Annotated in this window: 20 protein-coding genes and 2 pseudogenes; 11 read left to right on the forward strand and 11 right to left on the reverse strand. The window is 64.7% G+C overall.

Going from position 1 to position 20,439, the window contains the following annotated elements:
- The 10 genes and pseudogenes from QTI68_RS39565 to QTI68_RS39610 all read right to left on the reverse strand — a co-directional run.
- Positions 1-348 (reverse strand): ABC transporter permease subunit (locus QTI68_RS39565; RefSeq protein ID WP_503011812.1); only part of this gene is annotated, 348 nt, incomplete at its 3' end.
- Positions 349-370: 22 nt separating this feature from the next.
- Positions 371-1,081 (reverse strand): ABC transporter ATP-binding protein, encoded by a 711-nt coding sequence (locus QTI68_RS39570; RefSeq protein WP_286529820.1) that lies wholly within the window; start codon positions 1,079-1,081, stop codon positions 371-373.
- The gene (locus tag QTI68_RS39575) at positions 1,081-1,851 is read right to left on the reverse strand and encodes an ABC transporter ATP-binding protein (protein ID WP_286529851.1); all 771 of its coding nucleotides are present in this window, start codon (positions 1,849-1,851) and stop codon (positions 1,081-1,083) included. Before QTI68_RS39575 ends, QTI68_RS39570 begins: the two co-directional genes overlap by 1 nt.
- 396 nt (positions 1,852-2,247) lie before the next feature.
- Positions 2,248-2,370, reverse strand: a pseudogene (locus QTI68_RS39580) (IS5/IS1182 family transposase); the annotation flags it as partial.
- Positions 2,371-2,444: 74 nt separating this feature from the next.
- Positions 2,445-3,623: an acyl-CoA dehydrogenase family protein gene (locus tag QTI68_RS39585; protein ID WP_286529822.1), complete on the reverse strand. Its 1,179-nt coding sequence runs from the start codon at positions 3,621-3,623 to the stop codon at positions 2,445-2,447.
- On the reverse strand, positions 3,620-4,387 hold the full coding sequence (locus tag QTI68_RS39590) for a dienelactone hydrolase family protein (protein ID WP_286529824.1): 768 nt from the start codon (positions 4,385-4,387) through the stop codon (positions 3,620-3,622). Before QTI68_RS39590 ends, QTI68_RS39585 begins: the two co-directional genes overlap by 4 nt.
- A 24-nt stretch (positions 4,388-4,411) precedes the next feature.
- Positions 4,412-5,542, reverse strand: a complete 1,131-nt coding sequence (locus QTI68_RS39595) for a CaiB/BaiF CoA transferase family protein (RefSeq protein WP_286529826.1) — start codon at positions 5,540-5,542, stop codon at positions 4,412-4,414.
- Positions 5,539-6,339 (reverse strand): crotonase/enoyl-CoA hydratase family protein, encoded by an 801-nt coding sequence (locus QTI68_RS39600; RefSeq protein ID WP_286529828.1) that lies wholly within the window; start codon positions 6,337-6,339, stop codon positions 5,539-5,541. The genes QTI68_RS39595 and QTI68_RS39600 overlap by 4 nt, the downstream gene beginning before the upstream one ends.
- The gene (locus QTI68_RS39605; protein ID WP_286529829.1) at positions 6,339-7,103 is read right to left on the reverse strand and encodes an SDR family NAD(P)-dependent oxidoreductase; all 765 of its coding nucleotides are present in this window, start codon (positions 7,101-7,103) and stop codon (positions 6,339-6,341) included. The genes QTI68_RS39600 and QTI68_RS39605 overlap by 1 nt, the downstream gene beginning before the upstream one ends.
- A gap of 18 nt (positions 7,104-7,121) precedes the next feature.
- Complete coding sequence (locus QTI68_RS39610) at positions 7,122-8,306, reverse strand: thiolase family protein (RefSeq protein WP_286529831.1); 1,185 nt, start codon at positions 8,304-8,306, stop codon at positions 7,122-7,124.
- Positions 8,307-8,474: 168 nt separating this feature from the next.
- Here QTI68_RS39610 and QTI68_RS39615 point away from each other — a divergent pair, with 168 nt between their 5' ends.
- The 5 genes from QTI68_RS39615 (at position 8,475) to QTI68_RS39635 (ending at position 14,250) form a co-directional block, all read left to right on the forward strand.
- On the forward strand, positions 8,475-9,767 hold the full coding sequence (locus QTI68_RS39615; protein ID WP_503011813.1) for an ABC transporter substrate-binding protein: 1,293 nt from the start codon (positions 8,475-8,477) through the stop codon (positions 9,765-9,767).
- Between the two features lie 7 nt (positions 9,768-9,774).
- Positions 9,775-10,917 (forward strand): NADH:flavin oxidoreductase/NADH oxidase, encoded by a 1,143-nt coding sequence (locus QTI68_RS39620; RefSeq protein ID WP_286529834.1) that lies wholly within the window; start codon positions 9,775-9,777, stop codon positions 10,915-10,917.
- Positions 10,918-10,997: 80 nt separating this feature from the next.
- The gene (locus QTI68_RS39625; protein WP_286529836.1) at positions 10,998-12,569 is read left to right on the forward strand and encodes an AMP-binding protein; all 1,572 of its coding nucleotides are present in this window, start codon (positions 10,998-11,000) and stop codon (positions 12,567-12,569) included.
- Positions 12,566-13,309: an SDR family oxidoreductase gene (locus QTI68_RS39630; protein WP_286529837.1), complete on the forward strand. Its 744-nt coding sequence runs from the start codon at positions 12,566-12,568 to the stop codon at positions 13,307-13,309. Before QTI68_RS39625 ends, QTI68_RS39630 begins: the two co-directional genes overlap by 4 nt.
- 128 nt (positions 13,310-13,437) lie before the next feature.
- The gene (locus QTI68_RS39635) at positions 13,438-14,250 is read left to right on the forward strand and encodes a Bug family tripartite tricarboxylate transporter substrate binding protein (RefSeq protein WP_286529839.1); all 813 of its coding nucleotides are present in this window, start codon (positions 13,438-13,440) and stop codon (positions 14,248-14,250) included.
- A 628-nt stretch (positions 14,251-14,878) separates the two neighbouring features.
- On the opposite strand, the gene QTI68_RS39640 is transcribed toward QTI68_RS39635, so the two are convergent.
- Positions 14,879-15,751, reverse strand: a complete 873-nt coding sequence (locus QTI68_RS39640; RefSeq protein WP_286529841.1) for a LysR substrate-binding domain-containing protein — start codon at positions 15,749-15,751, stop codon at positions 14,879-14,881.
- A 180-nt stretch (positions 15,752-15,931) separates the two neighbouring features.
- On the opposite strand from QTI68_RS39640, the gene QTI68_RS39645 reads away from it, so the two are divergent.
- From QTI68_RS39645 to QTI68_RS39665, 6 genes and pseudogenes are all read left to right on the forward strand, one after another.
- Positions 15,932-16,198, forward strand: coding sequence for a type 2 periplasmic-binding domain-containing protein (locus QTI68_RS39645; RefSeq protein ID WP_286529842.1), 267 nt, complete (start codon positions 15,932-15,934; stop codon positions 16,196-16,198).
- Positions 16,188-17,843 (forward strand): annotated as a pseudogene (locus QTI68_RS39650) (CoA transferase); the annotation flags it as partial. The gene QTI68_RS39645 and the pseudogene QTI68_RS39650, both read left to right, overlap by 11 nt.
- Before the next feature lie 55 nt (positions 17,844-17,898).
- Positions 17,899-18,231, forward strand: coding sequence for a CoA transferase (locus tag QTI68_RS40310; protein ID WP_353506479.1), 333 nt, complete (start codon positions 17,899-17,901; stop codon positions 18,229-18,231).
- 88 nt (positions 18,232-18,319) lie between these two features.
- Complete coding sequence (locus tag QTI68_RS39655; protein WP_286529846.1) at positions 18,320-18,643, forward strand: 2Fe-2S iron-sulfur cluster-binding protein; 324 nt, start codon at positions 18,320-18,322, stop codon at positions 18,641-18,643.
- A 43-nt stretch (positions 18,644-18,686) separates the two neighbouring features.
- Positions 18,687-19,898, forward strand: coding sequence for a PrpF domain-containing protein (locus QTI68_RS39660; protein WP_286529847.1), 1,212 nt, complete (start codon positions 18,687-18,689; stop codon positions 19,896-19,898).
- Positions 19,888-20,439: FAD-dependent oxidoreductase (locus QTI68_RS39665; RefSeq protein ID WP_286529849.1), on the forward strand; the 552-nt coding region annotated here is incomplete at its 3' end. The genes QTI68_RS39660 and QTI68_RS39665, both read left to right, overlap by 11 nt.

The following is a 20,439-nucleotide window of genomic DNA, read 5'->3' on the forward strand; positions in this document are numbered from 1 at the left end:
CGAGCGGAACACGCCTTCGATCAGCAGCGTGAGGCCGAGCGTCAGCAAGAGGCCATAGAGGTGGTCGAGCTTGTAGATCCAGCGCAGCAGCAGCCGCTCGATGACGATGCCCAACAGCCCGACGATGACCGGCGCCACCGCCAGCATGACCCAGTAGTTGACGTTGAAGTAGTTCATCGCCATCCAGGTGAGCACTGCGCCCAGCATGAACAGCGCGCCGTGCGCGAAGTTGATGACGTTGAGCAGGCCGAAGATCACTGCGAGTCCGAGGCTCAGGATCGCGTAGAACGACCCGTTGACGAGGCCGAGAAGGAGCTGGCTCAGAAGGCCAGGGAGTGCAATATTCATAGGTAGGACGTCGCCGAACTTGTTAAACACCCAGAAGCTCGTTGAGCACCGGCATCTTGGCGTCGAGTTCGACGGCAGCGAACTTCTCGACGATGCGGCCGTGCTCCATCACGTAGAAGCGGTCGGCCAGCGGCGCGGCGAAGCGGAAGTTCTGCTCGACCATGACCACCGTGTAGCCCTTGCCGCGCAGCGTGTGGATCATCCGCGCCAGCGCCTGCACGATCACCGGCGCCAGGCCTTCGGAGATCTCGTCCAGCAGCAGCAGCCTGGCGCCGGTGCGCAGGATGCGGCCCACCGCCAGCATCTGCTGCTCGCCGCCCGACAGCCGCGTCCCCTGGCTGTGGCGACGCTCGGCCAGGTTCGGGAACATGGCGTAGATCTCGTCGACCGACATGCCCTTGTCGGCGCTCTTGAGCACCGGCGGCAGCAGCAGGTTTTCTTCGCACGACAGGCTGGCGAAGATGCCGCGTTCCTCGGGACAGTAGCCGATACCCTGGTGGGCGATACGGTGCGTCGGCATGTGGATCGTCTCGGCGCCGTTGACCTTGATGCTGCCCTTGCGGGCGCCGGTCAGGCCGAGCACCGCGCGCATGGTCGTCGTGCGGCCGGCGCCATTGCGGCCCAGCAGCGTGACCACCTCGCCGGGCTGCACCACCATGTCGACGCCGTGCAGCACATGCGATTCGCCGTACCACGCCTGCAGGCCCTTGATTTCGAGTGCGGGGACTGCCATCAATGTGCCCCTTGGAGTGCGCCGTCGGTGGTGCCCATGTAGGCTTCCATCACCTGCGGATTCTTCGAGACCTCCGCATACGGGCCTTCGGCCAGCACGGCGCCGCGCTGCAGCACCGTGATCGTGTCGGCGATGGTCGAGACCACGCTCATGTTGTGCTCCACCATCAGGATGGTGCGGCCGGCCGACACGCGCTTGATGAGCTCGGCGACGCGGTGCACGTCTTCGTGGCCCATGCCCTGGGTGGGTTCGTCGAGCAGCATCAGTTCGGGCTCCATCGCCAGCGTGGTCGCGATCTCGAGGGCGCGCTTGCGGCCATAGGGAAGGTTCACGGTCAGCTCGTCGGCCAGGTCTTCGAGGCCGACCTCGGCCAGCAATGCACGCGCACGGTCGTTCAGCGGCATGAGTGATCTCTCGCTCTTCCAGAAGTGATAAGAAGTGCCGAGCGCGCGCTGCAAGCCCAGTCGCACGTTCTCGAGCAGCGTGAGATGCGGAAACACAGCGGAGATCTGGAATGATCGGATGATCCCGCGCCGCGCGATCTGCGCCGGACGTTCGTTGGTGATGTCCTGTCCGTTGAACAGGATGGTGCCGGAGGTTGGCTCTAGGAACTTCGTGAGCAGGTTGAAGCAGGTTGTTTTTCCCGCGCCGTTGGGCCCGATCAGCGCGTGGATTGATCCGCGGACTACCGACAAATCAACTTTGTTGACCGCGGTGAAACCCTTGAATTCTTTGGAAAGCTGGCGTGCTTCGAGAATGGCGTCATTGATACTCATGTGGATTGATCCCGAGTCTTCAGGCGGGAGTTTTCGGTACGAAGAGTGTGTCGCTCGGACAGATTTGAAGTGGTCACTCGAACTGAAATGCAAAGGCTGTGTCCAGCCTTGGAGGATCTTCTCGCCAGCTTCGATTGACAACGGCCGCGACCATGTGCGCGAGAGCGACAAGTGCGCCCGCAGCTAAGGACATGCCCGTCGTTGGAATGCACTCCGTGACGAGCCAACCTGCGATGCGATCGATGGAGAACGGCTGCTGCCTAACAGAACATGCATGGGCTGCGGCGCCACGACTTGATCAGCGACAACGCCACGGCGGGCGCGGGCGTGCAGAAGAGAAGTGCGCCTTGGTGTCGATTGGCGATGGCACGTGAGCCCGGATGACAGCGGTTCGATCACGGCGATCAGCCGTGCCCATGGCACGATGCGCTTCGTCTCGGCGAGGAATTTCTCGCACCGCGTGCGCTTCTTCTTCATCGCGTACTCGGCGCTGGCGAAGCTGCGTTGGCTCATCGTCGTGTTGACCTCCTGGGCGTTCGATAATTATCGCGTCACTCGCCCGCTGCGAGGACGCGACGCCGAATAGATCAGCGTTGGCTGACGCTTGCACCTTGCGCCAGCGTGCGCTTGCCGATGATCAGCTTCTGTATCTCCGATGCGCCTTCGTAAATGCGCATCGGACGGATGTCGCGGTAGAGCTGTTCGATGATCGATCCCACGCTCACGCCCGTCCCCCCGAACAGCTGAACTGCGGCATCCACCACCCGCTGTGCCGCCTCGGTCGCGCCCAGCTTGGCCATGGCGATCTCGCGGGTCGGCGACCTGCTCGACGTATCCTTGAGCCACGCTGCACGGTAGGTGAGCAGGGCGGCGGTGTCCAGGTCGAGCGCCATGTCGGCGATCTTCATGCGCACCGTGTCCATCTCCGACATCGGCGTGCCGAACAGCTTGCGTCCCGACACGCGTACAAGTGTTTCGTCCAGCGCCCGTCGCGCTGCACCGGTGGCGGCCGCACCCACCGAAGCCCGAAAGTAGTCGAGGGTGGTCATGGCCATCTTGAAGCCCATGCCGGCCTCGCCGATCAAGTGGGAGCGCGGCACCCGGCAACCGGAGAAGCGCAGGGTGGCGATGGGATGCGGCGAGATGATCTCGGTGCGCGACTCGATGTGCAGGCCTGGCGTATCGCCATCGACCACGATGGCCGAAAGGCCTCCTGCGCCCCGGACCTCTTCGGTGCGGGCGATCACGATGTACTGGTCGGCAATGCCGCCGTTGGAGATCCAGGCCTTGGTGCCATCGATGACGAAATCGTCGCCATCGATCACGGCGCAGGTCTGCAGGCCGGCGACGTCCGAGCTGCCGTCCGGCTCCGACATGGCAAAGGCTGCGCAGCGCGTGCCATCGCGTATGCCCGGAAGGTAGCGCTGCTGAAGCATTTCGCTGCCGAACAGCCAGATCGCGGCAGAGCCGATGCCCTGCATGGCGAAAACGAAGTCTGCCAGGACGCTGTCGTAGGCGAGAGCTTCACGCACCAGACATGCGGAGCGTACGTCGATGACGTCGCCCGCCTGCTGCGGCACCGCATAGGAAAGGAGGCCGGCCCGACCGAGCGCGCGCAGGACCTCGCGGCACTGTGCGTCCAGCGGGATCCCGGCGAGGTGCGTCTGCAGGTCTGGAAAAGCGGCGCGCCAGCGTTGCATGGCCTGGTGGACTTCGTCGTGCTTCGGTCCGAAGAAGGGAAGTTCCCAGGGCGCAAGTTCCTTCATGCCAGTGCCTCGCCCGGGATGCGAAGCGTGCGCTCGAACATGTGGAACAGCCGCTCCCAGTGCAGTTCGGACGCTCCCTTGTGGAATGCCTTGCGCGCCGGGAAGGCGAAGCCGTGGTCGCGCTGTGGATAAATTTCCACCGTGCCCGAGATGCCGGTGTCGCTTATGACTTGGCGCACGGCGTCCAGCTCTGCGACCGTGACGTACTTGTCGTGCTCGGCGCAGGCGAAATACATCTCGCCCTTGATGCGGTCGGCCAGCAGGTGTGGCGAATCGGGTTTGTCGGTCACCAGATGCACGCCATAGACCGATGCAGCGCAGGCCACCCGTTCCGGATAAGCCCCCGCCAGGCGGAAAACGAAAGGCCCGCTCATGCAGTAGCCGACGATGCCGAGCGGGCCGTTTCGGGCAGCCGGGTCGCGGTCGATGTGGTCGAACAGCACGGCCGTGTCGTCCACGACCATCTGGTTGCCCAGCGCATCGACAAGTTGCCACAGCAGCGCGAACTTTTCCTGGTAGGCGGGGTCGAGGATGCGGGTCGGGTCGATGTCCACCGATCGGTGCGTGCGGTAGTACAGGTTGGGCATGATGACGTAATAGCCGACGGTCGCGATGCGTCGGCACATGTCGGCCAGTTCTTCGCGCACGCCCACGGAATCCATGTACATGACCACCACCGGAAAGGGGCCTTCGCGGTCCGGGTGGTAGATGTAGGTGTTCATTGTTCCGGCCGGGGTTTGGATATCGACGACGCGTTCCTGCATGTTGTCTCCAGCAATGTAAAGGGGTCAGAGTACGGAAGAGCCGCTGCGCCACGCGTCGAGCACGCGTTCGACGGCGATGGGCTCGACAGCCGGCGCCGCCTGGATCTGCGAGGGGGTGCGCGAGAAGCGCGGCGCTGGCGCCGACTGCAGCTGACCCCCATGTTCCACGAAGGAGCCGCGCGCAGCAAGATGTGGATGCTTCGGCGCTTCTTCGATCGTCAGCACCGGCGTCACGCAGGCATCGCTGCCTTCAAAAAGCGCGGTCCATTCGTCGCGGCTGCGGGTGGCCATGATTGCCGCCAGCTTGTCCGACAGTTCAGGCCATTGGGCGGGGTCGCGCTGTGCATCGAAGGCCGGGTCGTCCAGCCCGGCACGCTCGCGCAGGAGCGCGTAGAACTGCGGCTCGATCGCGCCGACTGCCACGTGGCGTCCATCGGCGCAGACATAGGTGCGGTAGAAGTGCGCGCCGCCATCGAGCAGGTTGCTGGCGCGGCCACCCTCCCACAGCCCGGTGGCCGCCAGGCCGAGGATGGGCGTCATGAGCGAGGCCACACCGTCGCACATCGCCGCATCCACGACCTGACCCGCACCGGAGGCGCGCGACGCGAGCAGCGCGGCCAGCACGCCGGTCACCAGGTAAAGTGCGCCGCCGCCGTAGTCGCCGACCAGATTCAGGGGCGGCAGAGGCATGTCTCCGGTGCCGATGGCGGCCAGTGCGCCGGGGAGCGAGATGTAATTGATGTCGTGGCCCGCCGCGTGCATCAACGGGCCGGACTGGCCCCAGCCGGTCATGCGTCCATAGACCAGTCCCGGGTGCCGCGCCAGCACGGCCTCCGGGCCCAGCCCGAGCCGTTCCATGACGCCGGGACGGAAACCTTCGATCAGCACGTCCGCCTGGTCGATCAGTCCCAGCGCCTCGGCCTGACCCTCGGTGCTCTTGAGATCCAGGTGCACCAGATGGCGCCCGCGCAGCGTCGGGTCGCGTGCCTCGACCAGGGCACCGGCCCTGTCGATGCGCACCACGTCGGCGCCCATGTCCGACAGCAGCATGGCCGCGAAGGGCGCTGGCCCCAGGCCAGCGAACTCGACCACTCGCACGCCGCGCAGCGGGCCTTGTGTGTTGCGCAGCGTGGGCTTCGGTGTCGGGGCGTTCACAACGGCGCTCCCGGTGCGCTGCTCTGCCACACGGGCTTGCGTTTTTCGGCGAATGCCGCGGCGCCTTCGCGGGCGTCGGGCGAGGCGAAGACCGGATCGGTCAGTTGTCGCTGGCGCTCGAAAAGTTCGGCTGCGGGCCATTCACCCGACTGCAGGATGACCGCCTTGCTCGTGGTGACCGCCAGCGGGCTGTTCTGCGCGATGGAACGAGCCAGTGCGATCGCCCGGTCCAGTGCCTGACCGGCCGGCACCAACTGGTTGATCAGCCCACATGCGTGAAGGCGTGCGGCCGGCATTGGCTCGCCTGTCATGGCCAGCTCCATGGCGATGCGTTGGGGCAGCTGGCGCGGCAGGCGCACCAGGCCGCCGGCCGTGGCCACCAGTCCGCGCTTTGCTTCCGGCAGGCCGAAGCGCGCGTCCTCCGACGCGACGATGAGATCGCAGGCCAGGGCCAGCTCGAAGCCGCCCGCCAGGGCATAGCCCTCGACCGCTGCAATGATGGGCTTGACCGGCGGGCGCTCCGTGATGCCGGCGAAACCGCGTCCTTCCACGCGGGGCTTCTCGCCGCGCAGGAAGCCTTTCAGGTCCATGCCGGAGCAGAAGTTGCCGCCGGCGCCGGTCACCACCGCCACGCAGAGGTCGCTGCGGGCCTCGAATTCGTCGATCGCCGCAGCCATCGCCTGAGCGATGCGCAGCGTCGCGGCGTTGCGCGCCTGAGGCCGGTTCAGCGTGAGCAGCAGGATGTCGCCCTGCTCCTGTACGAGCAGTTCTTCCTGGATGTCGGGGTGTCGGTCCATCAGCGTGGCCCCATCCGCATTGCGCCGTCGAGGCGGATCGTCTCGCCGTTGAGCATCGGGTTGTCCATGACATTCAGCGCCAGCATGGCGAACTCGTCGGGGCGGCCCAGACGCGAGGGATACGGCACGGCCTTGCCCAGCGAATCCTTCACCGCATCGGGAAGGCGAGCCAGGATGGGTGTGTCGAAGATGCCCGGCGCGATGGTGTTGACGCGAATGCCTTTGCTGGCCAGGTCACGCGCTGCCACGAGCGTCATGCCGACGATGCCGGCCTTCGATGAGGCATATGGGATCTGGCCGATCTGGCCCTCGTAGGCGGCGATCGATGCGGTCAGGATGCAGACACCGCGTTCTGCCTCCACCGGCTCGTTCCGCGCCATGCGCGCTGCGGCCAGCCGCAGCGCGTTGAAGGTGCCGACCAGGTTGATCTTCACGATGTTTTCGTAGTTTTCGAGAGAGCCGGGGCTGCCGTCCTTTTCGACCACGCGTACCGTGCCGCCGCGGCCCGCGCAGTTGACCAGTACTCGCAGTGTGCCCAGCGATTCGGCAACGTCGCACGCTTGAAGCATTTGTGATTCGCTTGTGACGTCGGCGGCGACGAAGCGCACGGCATCACCCAACTCCTCGGCCACCTCGGCGCCGCGCGAGGTCGGCAGATCGACGATCACCACGCGCGCTCCACGCGACAACAAGCGTCGCGCGGTTGCCAGTCCCAATCCGGAGGCGCCCCCGGTGACGAGGGCGGATGCATTCTCAAGTTTCATGACGTAGAGGGCTCCGGTTCAAAGTCGTTCGATGATGGTGGCGTTGGCCATGCCGCCCGCCTCGCACATGGTCTGCAGACCCCAGCGTGCGCCAGTGGCCTCCAGCCCGACCAGCAGCGAAGCCAGCAGGCGGGTACCGGAGGCCCCCAGGGGATGGCCGAGCGCGATGGCGCCGCCGGAAGGATTGAGCCGCTCGGGGTTGGCCGACAACGCCCGCTGCCAGGCCAGCGGCACCGAAGCGAAGGCCTCGTTCACCTCGAAGCGGTCGATGTCCTGCACTTGCAGGCCGGCCTTGGCCAGCGCTCTGCGCGTGGCCGGGATGGGGGCTTCGAGCATCATCAGCGGGTCGTCGCCGATGACGTCGAAGGCGGCGAAGCGCGCGCGTGGCCGCAGGCCGAGTTGCGCGGCGCGTTCCTCGCTCATGATGAGCGCCGCTGAGGCGCCGTCGCAGATCTGCGAAGAGTTGCCAGCGGTCACGCTCCAGCGGATCTGCGGGAAGCGCGCGGCGATCTCCGCGTCTTCGAATGAGGCCTTGAGGCCGGCGAGCCGTTCGGTGCTGGTGCCGGGGCGGATGGTTTCGTCGGCGATCTTTGTGCCGTCAGAGCCCTGCGTGCGGATGGGTACGATCTGGCGGTCGAACTGGCCGCTAATGCGGGCGGCTTCGGCCAATGCGTGTGAGCGGGCCGCATAGGCGTCCATTTCGTCGCGCGTGATGCCCCACTTGGCAGCGACCAGTTCCGCCGCCACGCCCTGACCGACCAAGCCCGGCGCGTAGCGCGCATGGAAGGCAGGGCCGAAGGGATCGCGGCCCATGCGCGCGCTGCCCATCGGTACCCGGCTCATCGACTCGATTCCGCCGGCGATCACGATGTCGTAGACGCCGGCCATCACACCCTGTGCCGCGAAATGCACGGCCTGCTGGCTGGAGCCGCACTTGCGCTCGATCGTTGTGGAGGGGACGTGCTCCGGAAATCCGGCTGCCAGCCAGGCGCCACGGCCCGGCGTGGACGACTGTTCTCCCACCTGGCTGACGCAGCCGATCAGCACGTCGTCCACCGAGCCAGGATCCAGGTCATTGCGTGCCACGAGTCCCTGCAACACTTGAGCGAGAAGATCATTGGGGTGAAGGTGGACAAAGGCGCCTCCTTCCTTGCTGCGCCCCATGGGCGAACGCACGACATCGACGATAACGGCCGTCTTCATGCCCACCATCCGCCGACCTTACAAAGGTGCATGTTCATTTCAACTCCATACTCAGTAAAGTGAAATTAATGTACGAAAAATGAGACAAGAATATCATAGGGAATTCCACTAGTATTGGAATTTGGTATCAGTGCAATACTTTATGAGACAACATTCGGAGACTTACCCATGTCCGCTCTTTCTACCCATGTGCCTGTTTGCCTTGCCAACCGTCGATCCCGATCTAGACTCGGATGCACGACGGTGGCCCTCGTTTCCGCGCTGTGGGCCCAGGGTTCGCAAGCCCAGGCCGCGCCAGGGACGGACACCGGCATCTCCGACGGTGTGGTCCGCATCGGATTGCTGCTGGACATGAGTGGGCCCTATGCGGACATATCAGGCCGGGGCACGGTGACCGCGGTGCAAATGGCGATCGATGACTTCGGCGGCACCGTTGGCGGCAAGAAGATCGATCTGGTCGTGGCCGATACCCAACTCAAGGCCGACATCGCTTCGTCCAAGGCACGCGAATGGTTCGACGTGCAGAAGGTCGACACCATCCAGGACGTGACCGGCTCGGCGCCTTCACTGGCGGTGCTCGAGGTGGCACGGGAAAAGAAGAAAGTCATCGTCTTCAACGGACCGGCCACCGAACGCTTCACGATGGACCTGTGCTCTCCGGTGTCGGTGCACTATTCATACGATTCCTATGCGCTGGCCAACAGCCTCGTGCGCAGCCTGATGGCGGCCGGCCAGAAGAACTGGTTCTTCGTGACCGTGGACAACGCCGGCGGGTACGCGCTGGAGCAAGGTGCAGCCTCCGCGCTGGAAGGCGCGAGCGGCAAGGTCGCCGGCAAGGTGCGCCATCCGCTGAATGCGCCGGACATGTCCTCCTACGTGTTGCAGGCTAAGTCGAGTAATGCTGACGTGATGCTGCTTGCCAACGCCGGCAGCGACACCATCAACACCATCAAGACCGCGCGCGAATTCGGTGTAGGTACGTCCGGCAGCAAACAGACGGTGGCCGCGGCGCTGCTCTTCATCAACGACATCCATGCGATCGGCCTCAACGTTGCCCAGGGCATGCAGCTGGCTGAGAGCTTCTACTGGGATGCGACGCCCGAAACCCGGGCCTGGTCGAAACGCTACTTCGAGAAGATGAAGCGCATGCCCAACATGGGTCAGGCGGGCAGCTATTCGTCCACGATGCATTACCTGAAGGCGGTGAAGGCGGCCGGCACCGACGAAACCGCGGCAGTGATGCGCAAGATGAAGGAAACACCGATCAACGACTTCTTCGCGCAGAACGGCAGGATTCGCGAAGACGGACTGATGGTGCACGACATGTACCTTTACAAAGTGAAGGCGCCCAAGGATTCGAAGTACCCCTGGGACTACTACACCCCGGTCGCCACGGTTCCCGGCGCGCAAGCCTTTCGTTCTCTCGACCAGTCCACCTGTCCGCTTGTCAAACGCTCATAAAGCTGCCATGGAAAGCACGCTTTTCTCGGGCTACGCGCTGCGCGAAGTCCAACTGAAGAATCGGGTGGTGGCCTCGCCGATGTGGCAATACATCGGCCGGGAAGGCCGCCCGGTAGACCGTCATCTGGTCAACCTGGGTCGTCTGGCAGAGGGCGGCGCTGGCCTGGTGATCCAGGAGGGCACACTGATCGAGCGCAGGGGCTGCGGCACTGTGGGCGACATCGGCATCTGGAGCGATGAGCAGGTGCCGGGCCTGAAGCGCCTGGCCGACGTCGTGCGCGAGGGCGGCAGCGTGCCCGGTATCCAGCTGATGCACGCCGGCCGCAAGGCGCGTCAGAAGTCGCCATTCCAGGGCCGCGGGCCGCTGGAGCGCAGCGATGCCATACCCGACTGGGACGCCTGGGAGCCAATCGGCCCCAGCGCCATTGCGTTCGCGCCCGGCTATCCGGTACCGCGTGCCATGGAGGTTGCGGACATCGCCACTGTGCTGTCGGCCTGGAAGTCCGCCGCGCGGCGTGCACGGGATGCAGGCTACGAGGTGATGAACCTTCATGGTGGCCATGGCTACCTTGTCCAGCAGTTCCTGTCGGAAGCCTCGAACCAGCGCGCGGACGCGTACGGCGGCAGCTTCGTGAATCGCATCCGCTTCCTGATGGAAGCCGTCGAGGCCATCCGCAGCGAGTGGCCGCAGGGCAAGCCATTGATCGTTCGCCTTTCGGCGGTGGATCAGGGCTGGACGCTCGACGAAAGCGTGGCGCTTGCCCGTACGCTGCGCACGGCGGGCGTTGACATGATCGACTGCTCATCCGGCGGCCTGAGCGGCTCGCCACTGACTGCCGGCGCGAAGGCTGCCTATGGCTACCAGGTGCCATATGCCGCGCACATTCGCGAGCACGCGCAGATACCCACGATGGCTGTCGGCCTGATCGTGCATGCCCATCAGGCCGAGCAGATAGTGGCCACCGGTGCAGCCGACCTGGTGGCTCTGGCGCGCGAGCTGATCCACAACCCCCACTGGCCGATCGATGCCGCGCAGAAGCTTGGCGTGGATCCGGAGTTCGGTGTTGCGGGCGAACGCGCGGGGTTCTGGCTGCGGCGCCGCTCGGCGACCGTGCCCGGCCTGCGGCCGTCGACCTTTGCCGAACCATGAATTGCAGCCCAGCGCATGCGCCGGGCGTCCAGGAGAATCGATTGAACCCACCCACCCACCAGCAACACACCCTCTACGCCATGCTGGCCGAGGGCAATCCGTCCGCCGTCTGCCTGCGTTTCGACGGACAGGACATCTCGCGTGGCGACCTCCGCGCTCGTGTCGATCGCCTGGCCGGCGGCCTGTCGGCCATCGGCATCGGGCGCGGCGATGTGGTTGGCATCTGGCTGCCCAACACCCCCGACTGGATCGCTGTGCTGTTCGCCTGCGCGCGAGTCGGCGCAACGGTGCTCAGCCTGAACCTGCGCTTCGGCGCCTACGAGGTTGGCAACTTCGTGCGGCGCTCGAGTTGCAAGGCGCTGTTCTATGCCGCCGAGTACCGCGGCAAGGCGGCTGCCCCTGTGCTCGCGCAATTGGGCGTGGAGGAACGCGCAAGCCTGCGAATTCTCGTGGCGCTGGACGGTGCGAGCCCGGCGCCGGCGCTGTGGGAAGGCGTGACCCACCATCACCTGCCGGCGCTGGAGGCTACCGCGCCTTTCGAGGGCGACGGCGGCCAGCCTGATGACGCTTGCATCATCCTTTCGTCCTCGGGCACGACCAGCCAGCCCAAGCTCATCGTGCATTCGCAGCGCCGCATCGCGCGGCACGCTGCCGACATCGTCTACCGATTCGCCATCGCTGCCGAGGGCTCGCGGCTGGTGCTGGCGATTCCCTGCTGCGGGGCCTTCGGCTTCACCGTGCTGATGACGGCGATGCAGGCGGGGGTGCCTCTGAGCGTGATCGAGAACTTCGCCGCGGCCGAATGCGCAGAGCTGCTGCGCGAGCATCGCATCACCCATCTCTTCGGTACCAACGACCAGCTCGACAAGATGCTGCTCGCGGTGCCGCCGGACTGGTCGCTGCCCGATCTCGTGCTGTTTGGCCATGCCAACTTCACGCCGGGCCTGCCCGAGCTGCCCGCGCAGGCTCAAGCGCGCGGCATTCGCATGAACGGTTGCTTCGGGCTCACTGAAACGCTGGCGGTCTTCGCCACACAGCCCTTCGACGCATCGCTGGAACGCCGAGCGCAATCCGGCGGCGTGCCGATCTGCCAGACCGCGCAAGTGCGGGTGCGTTCACTGGACACCGGTGCTCTGTTGCCGCCCGGCGAATCCGGCGAGCTGGAACTGCACACGCCGGACATCATGCTGGGCTACCTGAATGACGAGGCCGCCACCCGCCAGGTGCTGACCGAAGACGGCTGGTTCCGTACGGGTGACCTGGCCTACCTGACCGAAGACGGTGGCTTCATCCACCTCTCGCGCATCGGCGACGTTTTGCGCATCGGCGGCTACCTGGTCAACCCGCTGGAGATAGAGGAAGCGGTGCTGGCCAATCCGGCAGTGCATGCCTGCCAGGTGGTCGAGGTGCAGATCGCTGGCAATGTGCGGCCGGTTGGTTTCGTGATCGGCAAGCAAGGCTATCGGCACGATGAAGACGCGCTGATCGAGGCGTGTCGGACACGGCTGGCCATCTACAAAGTGCCGATCCGCGTGTTCGAAGTAAACCGTTTCCCCACCACGCCCAGCCCGAACGGCGAGAAGGTGCGCAAGAGCGAGTTGCGCGAGATGGCCGTCCGGCAGCTGGACCTGCCAGTAGCGCGCGCAGCATGAACGCTGCCGGCAATGCGACGACCAGGCGGGTCCTCGTGACCGGCGCCAGCCGGGGCATAGGCCGCGCCACCATGAAGCGCCTGCGTGCGGACGGCTACCGTCCGGTCGGCCTGGCGCGCACGCTGCCCGCAGACGCCGAGGCAGGCGAGGAGTACCACGCCATCGACATGGCCGACGCCGCGTCGTTGCGCGCCATTCTGGCGACGTTGACGCGCGACGAACCTTTCTACGGGCTGGTCAACAACGCCGCCATGTCGCCCGTCACCTCGCTGGAGGACTGCACCCTGAAGGACATGGATGACGCGGTTCGGCTCAACCTGCTGGCTCCGCTGATCTGCACTCAGGCGGTGGCTCCAGGCATGCGGCTGGCCCGCGAAGGCCGCATCGTGAACCTGTCCTCGCGGGCGGGGCTGGGCAAGGTCAACCGCACAGCCTACAGCGCCACCAAGGCGGGCATCGTCGGCATGACCCGAACCTGGGCGCTGGAATTGGCCGGCGATGGCATCTCGGTCAATGCGATCGCGCCCGGCCCGGTCCTGACCGAGCTTTTTCGCCAAGCCAGCCCGCCGGAGCATCCGCGCACCGTCGCCCTTATGGACGCGGTGCCGCTCAAGCGTGCCGCCCAGCCTTCCGAACTCGCGCACTTCATCTCGTTTCTACTGGACGAGCGCAGCGGCTTCATGACCGGCCAGACGCTCTACGTCGACGGCGGGTTGACCGTCAGCGCGGTCAGGCTTTGACCCGAAATCCAAAATGCCAGGAGAGCTGCCCATGACATCCCACGCATCGCAACGCACGCCAAAGGGCGTCAAACGCCGCAGGTTGCTCGGCGCCGCCGCGCTGGCGCCGTGTCTGCCGCTCGCCGTGCGTGCCACTGGAACCTGGCCGAGCCGGCCGGTCCGAATCGTCGTGCCGTTCTCGGCCCGGCGGCGCAACCGATATCCTTGCGCGGCTTTTCGGCAAGGCGATGGAGCCGGAGCTCGGCCAGCCCCTCATCATTGACAACCGTATCGGCGCGGCTGGCGCCATCGGAGCAGCCAACGTGGCGAGGTCGCCGGCTGACGGGTATTCGGTGCTTTTCGGTGGCGTCGGCACGAACGTCGTATTGCCCATGACGCAGCCGTCGCTCGACTACAGCCCCGACCGCGATTTCCTGCCCGTGGGTCAGATCTGCAACATCGACTATGTCTTGGTAGTTGCCGCGAGCAGTCCGGACAGAATGTTGGCCGATCTCATCGCAAGAGCCAGGGCCAGACCAAACTCCTTGAGCTACATGTCCACCGGCTCGATGGGGCCGCTGCACGTGGCCATCGAATACTTGAGCCAGCAGGCCGGCGCGCGGATGACCCGTGTGCCCTACAAGGGAGAATCACCTGCCTTCGCCGACTTGATCGAGAACCGACTCGACGTCGCGGTGATGACTGTCCCTTTCACCCGGCCCTACATCAAGGACGGGAAATTGCGGGCGCTGGCGACCATCAGCGGTCAGCGTTCCGCCGCCATGCCCGAGTTGCCCACGGTGGCTGAACTCGGCTATCCCGGCTACGCAGTGCCGATCTGGAACGGACTGTTCGTGCCTGTGGGAACGCCTGCACCGGCTATTTCCCGATTGAGCAGCGCCATGCTGGGCGTTGTGCGCCAGCCGGAGATTCGGGAGCGTGCCCGGCGGCAACTACTTTGAGCCGCTCAAGATAATTGTCGTCCGCCAGGGAGCGCATGATTGCCATGGGGGTCACCCTCACCGGACTGAGTCCGGCGGAGTCAAGGGGCTTCCTGAACGCCGAACGTGATCGCTGGGCGCGCATGATCCGCGAGACGGGCGTGCTGAAGAACTGACGCATGTAAGTGAAGCCTCAACCTTTCGATTCCCCATGATTTCATCGCGATCTGCAGGCCGAAGACAAGTCGGTGAGACGGGTGAGGCCTCGCCAGATGACGGCGTGCCCCGGCGGTGGATCACCCTTGCGAGCCAGGACATTCACCAGCATCGGTGTGCGGGTAGGACCTGCGACCACCTTTGTCGAGTCAAGCCCCGTCAGTCCGGCCGGCGCATTTGTTGGCGTCAGTCCATCTTGATGTTGTTGGCCTTCACCACGGCTTTCCACTTGCCCTGCTCCTTCTGCAACAGGCTCTGGTACTCTGCAAACGTAACGGGCTGGGCGAGTTTCATCAGCTCCACAGTCAGCGCGCAGCTGCAATATTCGCATCACGTGCGTACACGCAACGGCATTCCTCTGCGCTCTCTACAGGCGTGGCTTGCGATTGTGTTCTGACCCCTCCGCGCACCCAGCGATCTCTGACACCCTAATCTAAATCACCGTGCGAATCCAGTCCCTGAATGCCTTCACCGGAAAGGTGTTCGCCTTGTGCAGGTCGCAGATAAGGTAGTAGCCGGTCTCGGTCTCTGCGACATGGTCGACAGGTACGACCAGCCGACCGTTCTGGATGTCTTCTGCAACGTAGGCCTGCTGCGCCATAGCCACTCCCAGGCCGTCGGTTGCGGCTTGCAGGCACAGGGCCGAGTTGGCAAGAGTCAGATTGTTCTGCGGCTTTTCATCGCCGAAGCCGGCGGACTTCAGCCAGATCGGCCAGCCTTCCTTGCGCATCATCGAGTGAAGCAGCTTGGCCTGGAGTAGGTCGCGCGGCCCATGGATCATCGCCGCAACGGCGGGTGAGCACACGGGAACGAAGGCGTCATTGAAGAGGTGGTCGAAGTGCACATCCTGCCATTGGCCAACTCCGAGGCGCACAACGAAGTCGGCATTTTCGAGGTGCTGATCGTCGAAGCGGGTCACGGACGCGATCTCGACATCGATGTCGTCGTGCAGCGCATAGAAGCTGGCAAGCCTCGGCACCAACCACTTGATTGCAAAAGTCGGAATCACTTTGAGTCGAAGGCGCTTGGGCTTGCCGGATTGCGCTGCTTCGGCAACAGCGGATTCGACCCGGTCGAACAGATCCAGCATGCGCAAGGCCAGTTGACGACCCGGGTCGGTGAGCTCGATTTCACGTCCCGCCTTCCTGAACAGCTTGACCCCGACCGCGCCCTCCAACTGCTTGAGCTGCTGGCTCACGGCACCGGGAGTGACATGCAACTGCTCCGCAGCGCGTGAAACGCCGCCCATGCGGCTCACGGCATCGAAAACGCGCAGGGGTCCGAGAAGGTTGCGGAGTTTGTGCATAGGGCGATTTGTTAGGCAGACTATACGATATGTAGAAGAATCGAGTAATCGACCAGGCGAGAGGGACTATATTTGCATATTGCAGACATCTTTCCAATCAAGTTTGAGAAGGTTCGGCCGAAAAAGAAAAACTACTCAATCTGTCTGACAGGTCAGCCTGCAGATCCAGGAGACAACACCATGAGACGCCGACAGTTTTCCTTCCTCGCCGCAGGCTCCGTGCTGGGCGCGACAGGAATGAGTGCTCTAGCGCAGGATTACCCCGCCAAGTCCATCCGCGCCATCGTGACGTACTCGCCCGGAGGCGGAACGGACCTCGTCGGCCGTCTTGTGTTCCAGAAGCTCGGCGAGGCGCTGGGTCAGCCGATCTATGTCGAGAACAAGGTCGGCGGCGGACGTGTTGATTTTGGATCACGCGTCCGTTCCGTCCGCCAGCATGACGCCTGAGGTGCTCATGCAGCGGTTCCCGCATCTGGTGACGGTGTCTCTTACCGCTTTCGGGCTCACCGGTGAATACGGCGGCGCCGTTGGCGACAGCCTTCTTGCCGAGGCGTACGGTGGCCTGGCAAACATGATCGGGGAGCCTGATCAGCGTCCATTGAGCCTGGGCGGAGAGCAGTCTGCGCATGCGGCTGCGTTCGTCGGGCTCTACGGCGCCATGGTGGCGTTGCGCAGCGGCGCGGAAACGGGCCGTGGGGAGTATGTCGAAGTGGCCCAGAGCGATGTCGCCGCCTACATCGACTGGAAGAGCGATGTGAGCTACAGCCTCGGCGACGCGACGCCTGTGCGGACGGGTTCTTCGCGCGGTGGCTGGCGTGTCATTCAGGCCAGAGACGGATGGATCGGCGTGATTTTCCTTGCCCATCAGTGGTCCATGCTGGTCGAACTGATCGGCGATCCGCGCTTGATGGATCCGTGTCTCGGGGATGTGCATCAACGGGAAGAGCAATCCGAGGCATGGTGGGCCGTGATCGCCGAGGTGATCGGGCAGCGCGACGCGGAGGAGGTCTACGCCTCGGCGCAGCGGCTGGGCCTGTCTTTCGGATTCGCGGCCGATGCGGCGGATCTGCTGAGCTGCGAGCAGCTTCTTGGCCGGGGGTTCGTGCTGCCTGCCGAGCGGCGGCGCCGCGACGCGCCGGTGGTCTGTCTGCCGGTTGCAGTGCCCGGCATGCGCGACCCTTGCGCACCCGCTCCCAAGCTGGGCAAGCATGCCGATGCGGCGACCGCGTGGGCGAGTGCGAGTACCCAGGGCCAGACCCGTCCCGGCCGTTCTGCGGCCGACGGACCGGAACTCGATTCCGCATCACCCCTGGGGGGGCTGCTCGTCCTGGACTTCGGAGCCATCACGGCCGGCGCCGCTACCGGCCGTCTGTTGGCCGACTACGGCGCAACCGTCATCAAGATCGAATCGCACAGTCGCCCGGATCCGTTCCGGCATTGGGTGAGTCCCAACGGGCGTGCGCCGGGCGATGGGGCTGGTCCGACGACGTCGCCCGTGTTTTCGTCGAACAACGTCGGAAAACGGGGGCTGTGTCTGGACCTCAAGACAGAGCGTGGGCGGCAGATCGTGCACCGTCTGATTCAACGCGCGGACGTTCTGGTAGAAAACTTTCGGGCGGGTGTCACTTCTCGCATGGGTATCGACTACGAGACCGTGCACCGGTTGAACCCTGACCTGGTCTATCTGTCGCTGTCCAGTCAAGGGCTCTCTGGCATCGAGTCTTCCTACAGCTCCTACGGTTCCACCCTCGATCTGCTCTCCGGGCTGGCTGCAGTGACCGGTTATCCGGGCGGATCGCCGCTTCGGTCCTCCGGGGAGGTCAACTACCCCGATCAGGTCGTGTCGTTGCTGGGCGCCGCCCTGGTGATGCATGCGGTGGTGGTCGGTCAGGGCGGCGTCCATCTGGATGTCTCCCAAAGGGAAGTTGTCGCCTGGACCCTGGCCGACCAACTGGCTGAGTTCGCGTGGACGGGCCATTCAGGGCGGCCCAACGGGAATCGTCGGCCCGGTAGCACGCCGCACGACACTTACCCCGCCATGGAGACGGAAGCCTGGTTGGCGATTGCGTGCACCACGGACGGCCACCGCCGAGCGCTCGCCAGGCCTGGTCGGCGGACTCCCGGCCGATGCGCCGGAAAGATGGTGGATGGACAACCAGGACAGCGTCGACGAATGCATCGCCGGCTGGACACGGGTGCGCAGCCGGAATCGAGCCGTGGCGGAGTTAAGCGGCGCCGACGTTCCCGCGGTTCCTGTATCGACTGCGGCGGATCGCGCCGAACAGTCGCGTTACCGGGAGCGTCGGACGGCGCTGAGAACGCCCGAATGGCTCAAGGGTTTCCCCATGATCCTGCACGGCTTCGACCCGCCGACACCCGAACCCGCCCCGGAACTCGGAGAAGACATACAGAACTGGAACGACGCCGAGGTCGATGCGTTCCTGGAGCGCATCGTTTCAACGAGGTCCGGCGCGTCATGAGCCGGGATGTGCACTGTTCATTCAATCAAAAAAGTTCAGCGCACCGGCCGCCCATGCGGCTTGTTCGCCCAATTCAGGAGATCGAGACATGACCCGCGTTATTTTTGTGCAGTCGAACGAAGCGACCCAGGAGGTCGATGCGATCGATGGGCAATCCGTCATGCAGGCTGCCATCGGCGGTCTGGTTCCAGGGATATTTGCGGAATGCGGCGGAGAGCTCAGTTGCGCAACCTGCCACGTGTATGTGGATGAAGACTGGCTCGACAGGCTGCCCGCAAGGTCCGGCGACGAAACCGACATGCTGGAGGTGACCTCCGAAGAGCCCACCGAGGCCAGCCGGCTCTGCTGTCAGATCCGCATGAATCCATCGTTGGACGGTCTTACCGTGCGCGTTCCCCAAACCCAGAAGTGATCGGTGGGAACGATGGTTTCAACTCCATGAATGGTGACCTTCAATGACTCAATCAGGCACCCGCGGTGTGATCTATCGCGGCGGAACAAGCAAGGCACTTCTGGTGCGAACCAGCGACCTTCCCAGTCAGCATCGGGATGAGCTGGGTCAATGGCTGCTGGCAGCCTACGGAAGTCCAGACCCGCGCCAGATCGACGGCATCGGCGGCGCCGATCCGCTGACCAGCAAGTTCGGATTCGTGGGTCCGTCCACGCATCCGGACGCGGACGTGGACTACACGTTCGCCCAGGTCGGGATCAACGACTCCAGGGTCGACTGGTCGATCATGTGCGGCAACATTCTCTCTGCCATCGGTCCCTACGCCATCGACGAGGGCCTGGTACCGGCCGTCGAGCCGTTCACCGTTGTGCGCATCCACAACACGAACACGGGGAAGGTCGTGACAGCCCGGGTCGAGGTGTCGGGCGGCAGGCCCAGAACAGCCGGGAACGTGCACATCGACGGTGTTCCCGGCGGAGGTTCTCCGATTTTCCTGGACTTCAGGCATGCGGCAGGCGCCAAGACCGGCAAGCTGCTTCCAACCGGAAACCGCCGCGACGTCGCCCAATTGCCCGGTGTCGGGCCGGTCGAATACTCGGTGGTCGACATTGCGGGCATGCAGGTCTTCGTGAAAGCCAGCGCCTTCGGTTTGACGGGCGCTGAAGATCCGGTCGCGTACGGGAAGTTGGCGGAAGCGGGACGTCAGATCGAATTCCTGCGGTGCAAAGTCGCAGTGGATCTGGGCTTCGCCACTTCCATCGAGAGTGCGAAAAAGGAGAGTCCGATTACGCCGTTCGGCATCATCGTCGGACCACCGAGGGAGTGGCTGCTCTACGGCACCCGGGAACTGCGCTCCGCAGACAGCTGCGACCTCGTCGCCCGTTGCGTCATAGACGGCGGGATGCACAAGGCATTCCCCGGTACAGGCGCAATTCCGACGGCCATTGCCGCGGCGTTGGAAGGAACGGTCGTACACGACGTGACCCGCGTCGCGGCGCATCGGACGGGAACTTACGCGATCGGCCACCCCAGCGGGACGCTCACGGTCGATGTGGCACTGGGCGATTCGGACGCCGGTGTCGAGGTGCGCCAGGCTTCCCTGGTGAGGACCGCCCGACGCCTTTTCGAAGGCACGGTCTTCGTCGAACCCTCCAGGCTGTCCTGGACTCCCGCTCGACCTTCGACGGCGGAACCGGGAGGCCCTCATGGCAACTGAAGCGGTCGGTGTCGTCGTCGTCGGTGCTGGACAGGCGGCCGCCGAGTTCGTCGCGGCGCTGCGCATGGCGGGACATCCGGGGCCCATCACGATGATCGGCGAAGAGGCTTTCCCGCCGTACTTTCGTCCTCCGCTGTCGAAGGCGTATCTCTTCGGCAGCGTGACGCATGAGGGTCTCTACATCCGGCCTGTCTCCGCTTATGCGAACCAGGGCATCGTCGTTCGCATGTCCGCCCGTGCGGTCGAGATCGACCGTTCGGCCCGCCGGATCGTGCTCGAGGACGGCTGCAGCCTAAGCTACGAGCGACTGGTGCTCGCCACGGGCGGGCGGGCGCGCAGGCTGTCGCATCCGAAGCTGGATGCCGCGCCGAACGTTCACTACCTCCGGACCATCGACGACATCGACGCGATGCGCAGCGGTTTCGTGCCTGGCGCCCGGTTGGTCGTGATCGGCGGCGGATATGTCGGTCTGGAAGTCGCTTCGGTCGCACGCCGGCTTGGCTTGTCCGTCACAGTGCTGGAGGCACAGTCGCGCGTGTTG

The sequence above is a fragment of the Variovorax sp. J31P207 genome, assembly GCF_030316965.1.
GTDB lineage: Bacteria > Pseudomonadota > Gammaproteobacteria > Burkholderiales > Burkholderiaceae_C > Variovorax > Variovorax ginsengisoli_B.

What these genes read in the sequence shown, in the direction of transcription:
- QTI68_RS39620 (WP_286529834.1), top strand. Translation starts at nt 9,775, where the DNA reads ATGGAAAGCACGCTTTTCTCGGGCTACGCGCTGCGCGAAGTCCAACTG.
- QTI68_RS39600 (WP_286529828.1), bottom strand. Translation starts at nt 6,339, where the DNA reads ATGGACCGACACCCCGACATCCAGGAAGAACTGCTCGTACAGGAGCAG.
- QTI68_RS39590 (WP_286529824.1), bottom strand. Translation starts at nt 4,387, where the DNA reads ATGCAGGAACGCGTCGTCGATATCCAAACCCCGGCCGGAACAATGAAC.
- QTI68_RS40310 (WP_353506479.1), top strand. Translation starts at nt 17,899, where the DNA reads ATGGACAACCAGGACAGCGTCGACGAATGCATCGCCGGCTGGACACGG.
- QTI68_RS39655 (WP_286529846.1), top strand. Translation starts at nt 18,320, where the DNA reads ATGACCCGCGTTATTTTTGTGCAGTCGAACGAAGCGACCCAGGAGGTC.
- QTI68_RS39570 (WP_286529820.1), bottom strand. Translation starts at nt 1,081, where the DNA reads ATGGCAGTCCCCGCACTCGAAATCAAGGGCCTGCAGGCGTGGTACGGC.
- QTI68_RS39610 (WP_286529831.1), bottom strand. Translation starts at nt 8,306, where the DNA reads ATGAAGACGGCCGTTATCGTCGATGTCGTGCGTTCGCCCATGGGGCGC.
- QTI68_RS39645 (WP_286529842.1), top strand. Translation starts at nt 15,932, where the DNA reads ATGAGACGCCGACAGTTTTCCTTCCTCGCCGCAGGCTCCGTGCTGGGC.
- QTI68_RS39605 (WP_286529829.1), bottom strand. Translation starts at nt 7,103, where the DNA reads ATGAAACTTGAGAATGCATCCGCCCTCGTCACCGGGGGCGCCTCCGGA.
- QTI68_RS39660 (WP_286529847.1), top strand. Translation starts at nt 18,687, where the DNA reads ATGACTCAATCAGGCACCCGCGGTGTGATCTATCGCGGCGGAACAAGC.
- QTI68_RS39630 (WP_286529837.1), top strand. Translation starts at nt 12,566, where the DNA reads ATGAACGCTGCCGGCAATGCGACGACCAGGCGGGTCCTCGTGACCGGC.
- QTI68_RS39615 (WP_503011813.1), top strand. Translation starts at nt 8,475, where the DNA reads ATGTCCGCTCTTTCTACCCATGTGCCTGTTTGCCTTGCCAACCGTCGA.
- QTI68_RS39640 (WP_286529841.1), bottom strand. Translation starts at nt 15,751, where the DNA reads ATGCACAAACTCCGCAACCTTCTCGGACCCCTGCGCGTTTTCGATGCC.
- QTI68_RS39585 (WP_286529822.1), bottom strand. Translation starts at nt 3,623, where the DNA reads ATGAAGGAACTTGCGCCCTGGGAACTTCCCTTCTTCGGACCGAAGCAC.
- QTI68_RS39625 (WP_286529836.1), top strand. Translation starts at nt 10,998, where the DNA reads ATGCTGGCCGAGGGCAATCCGTCCGCCGTCTGCCTGCGTTTCGACGGA.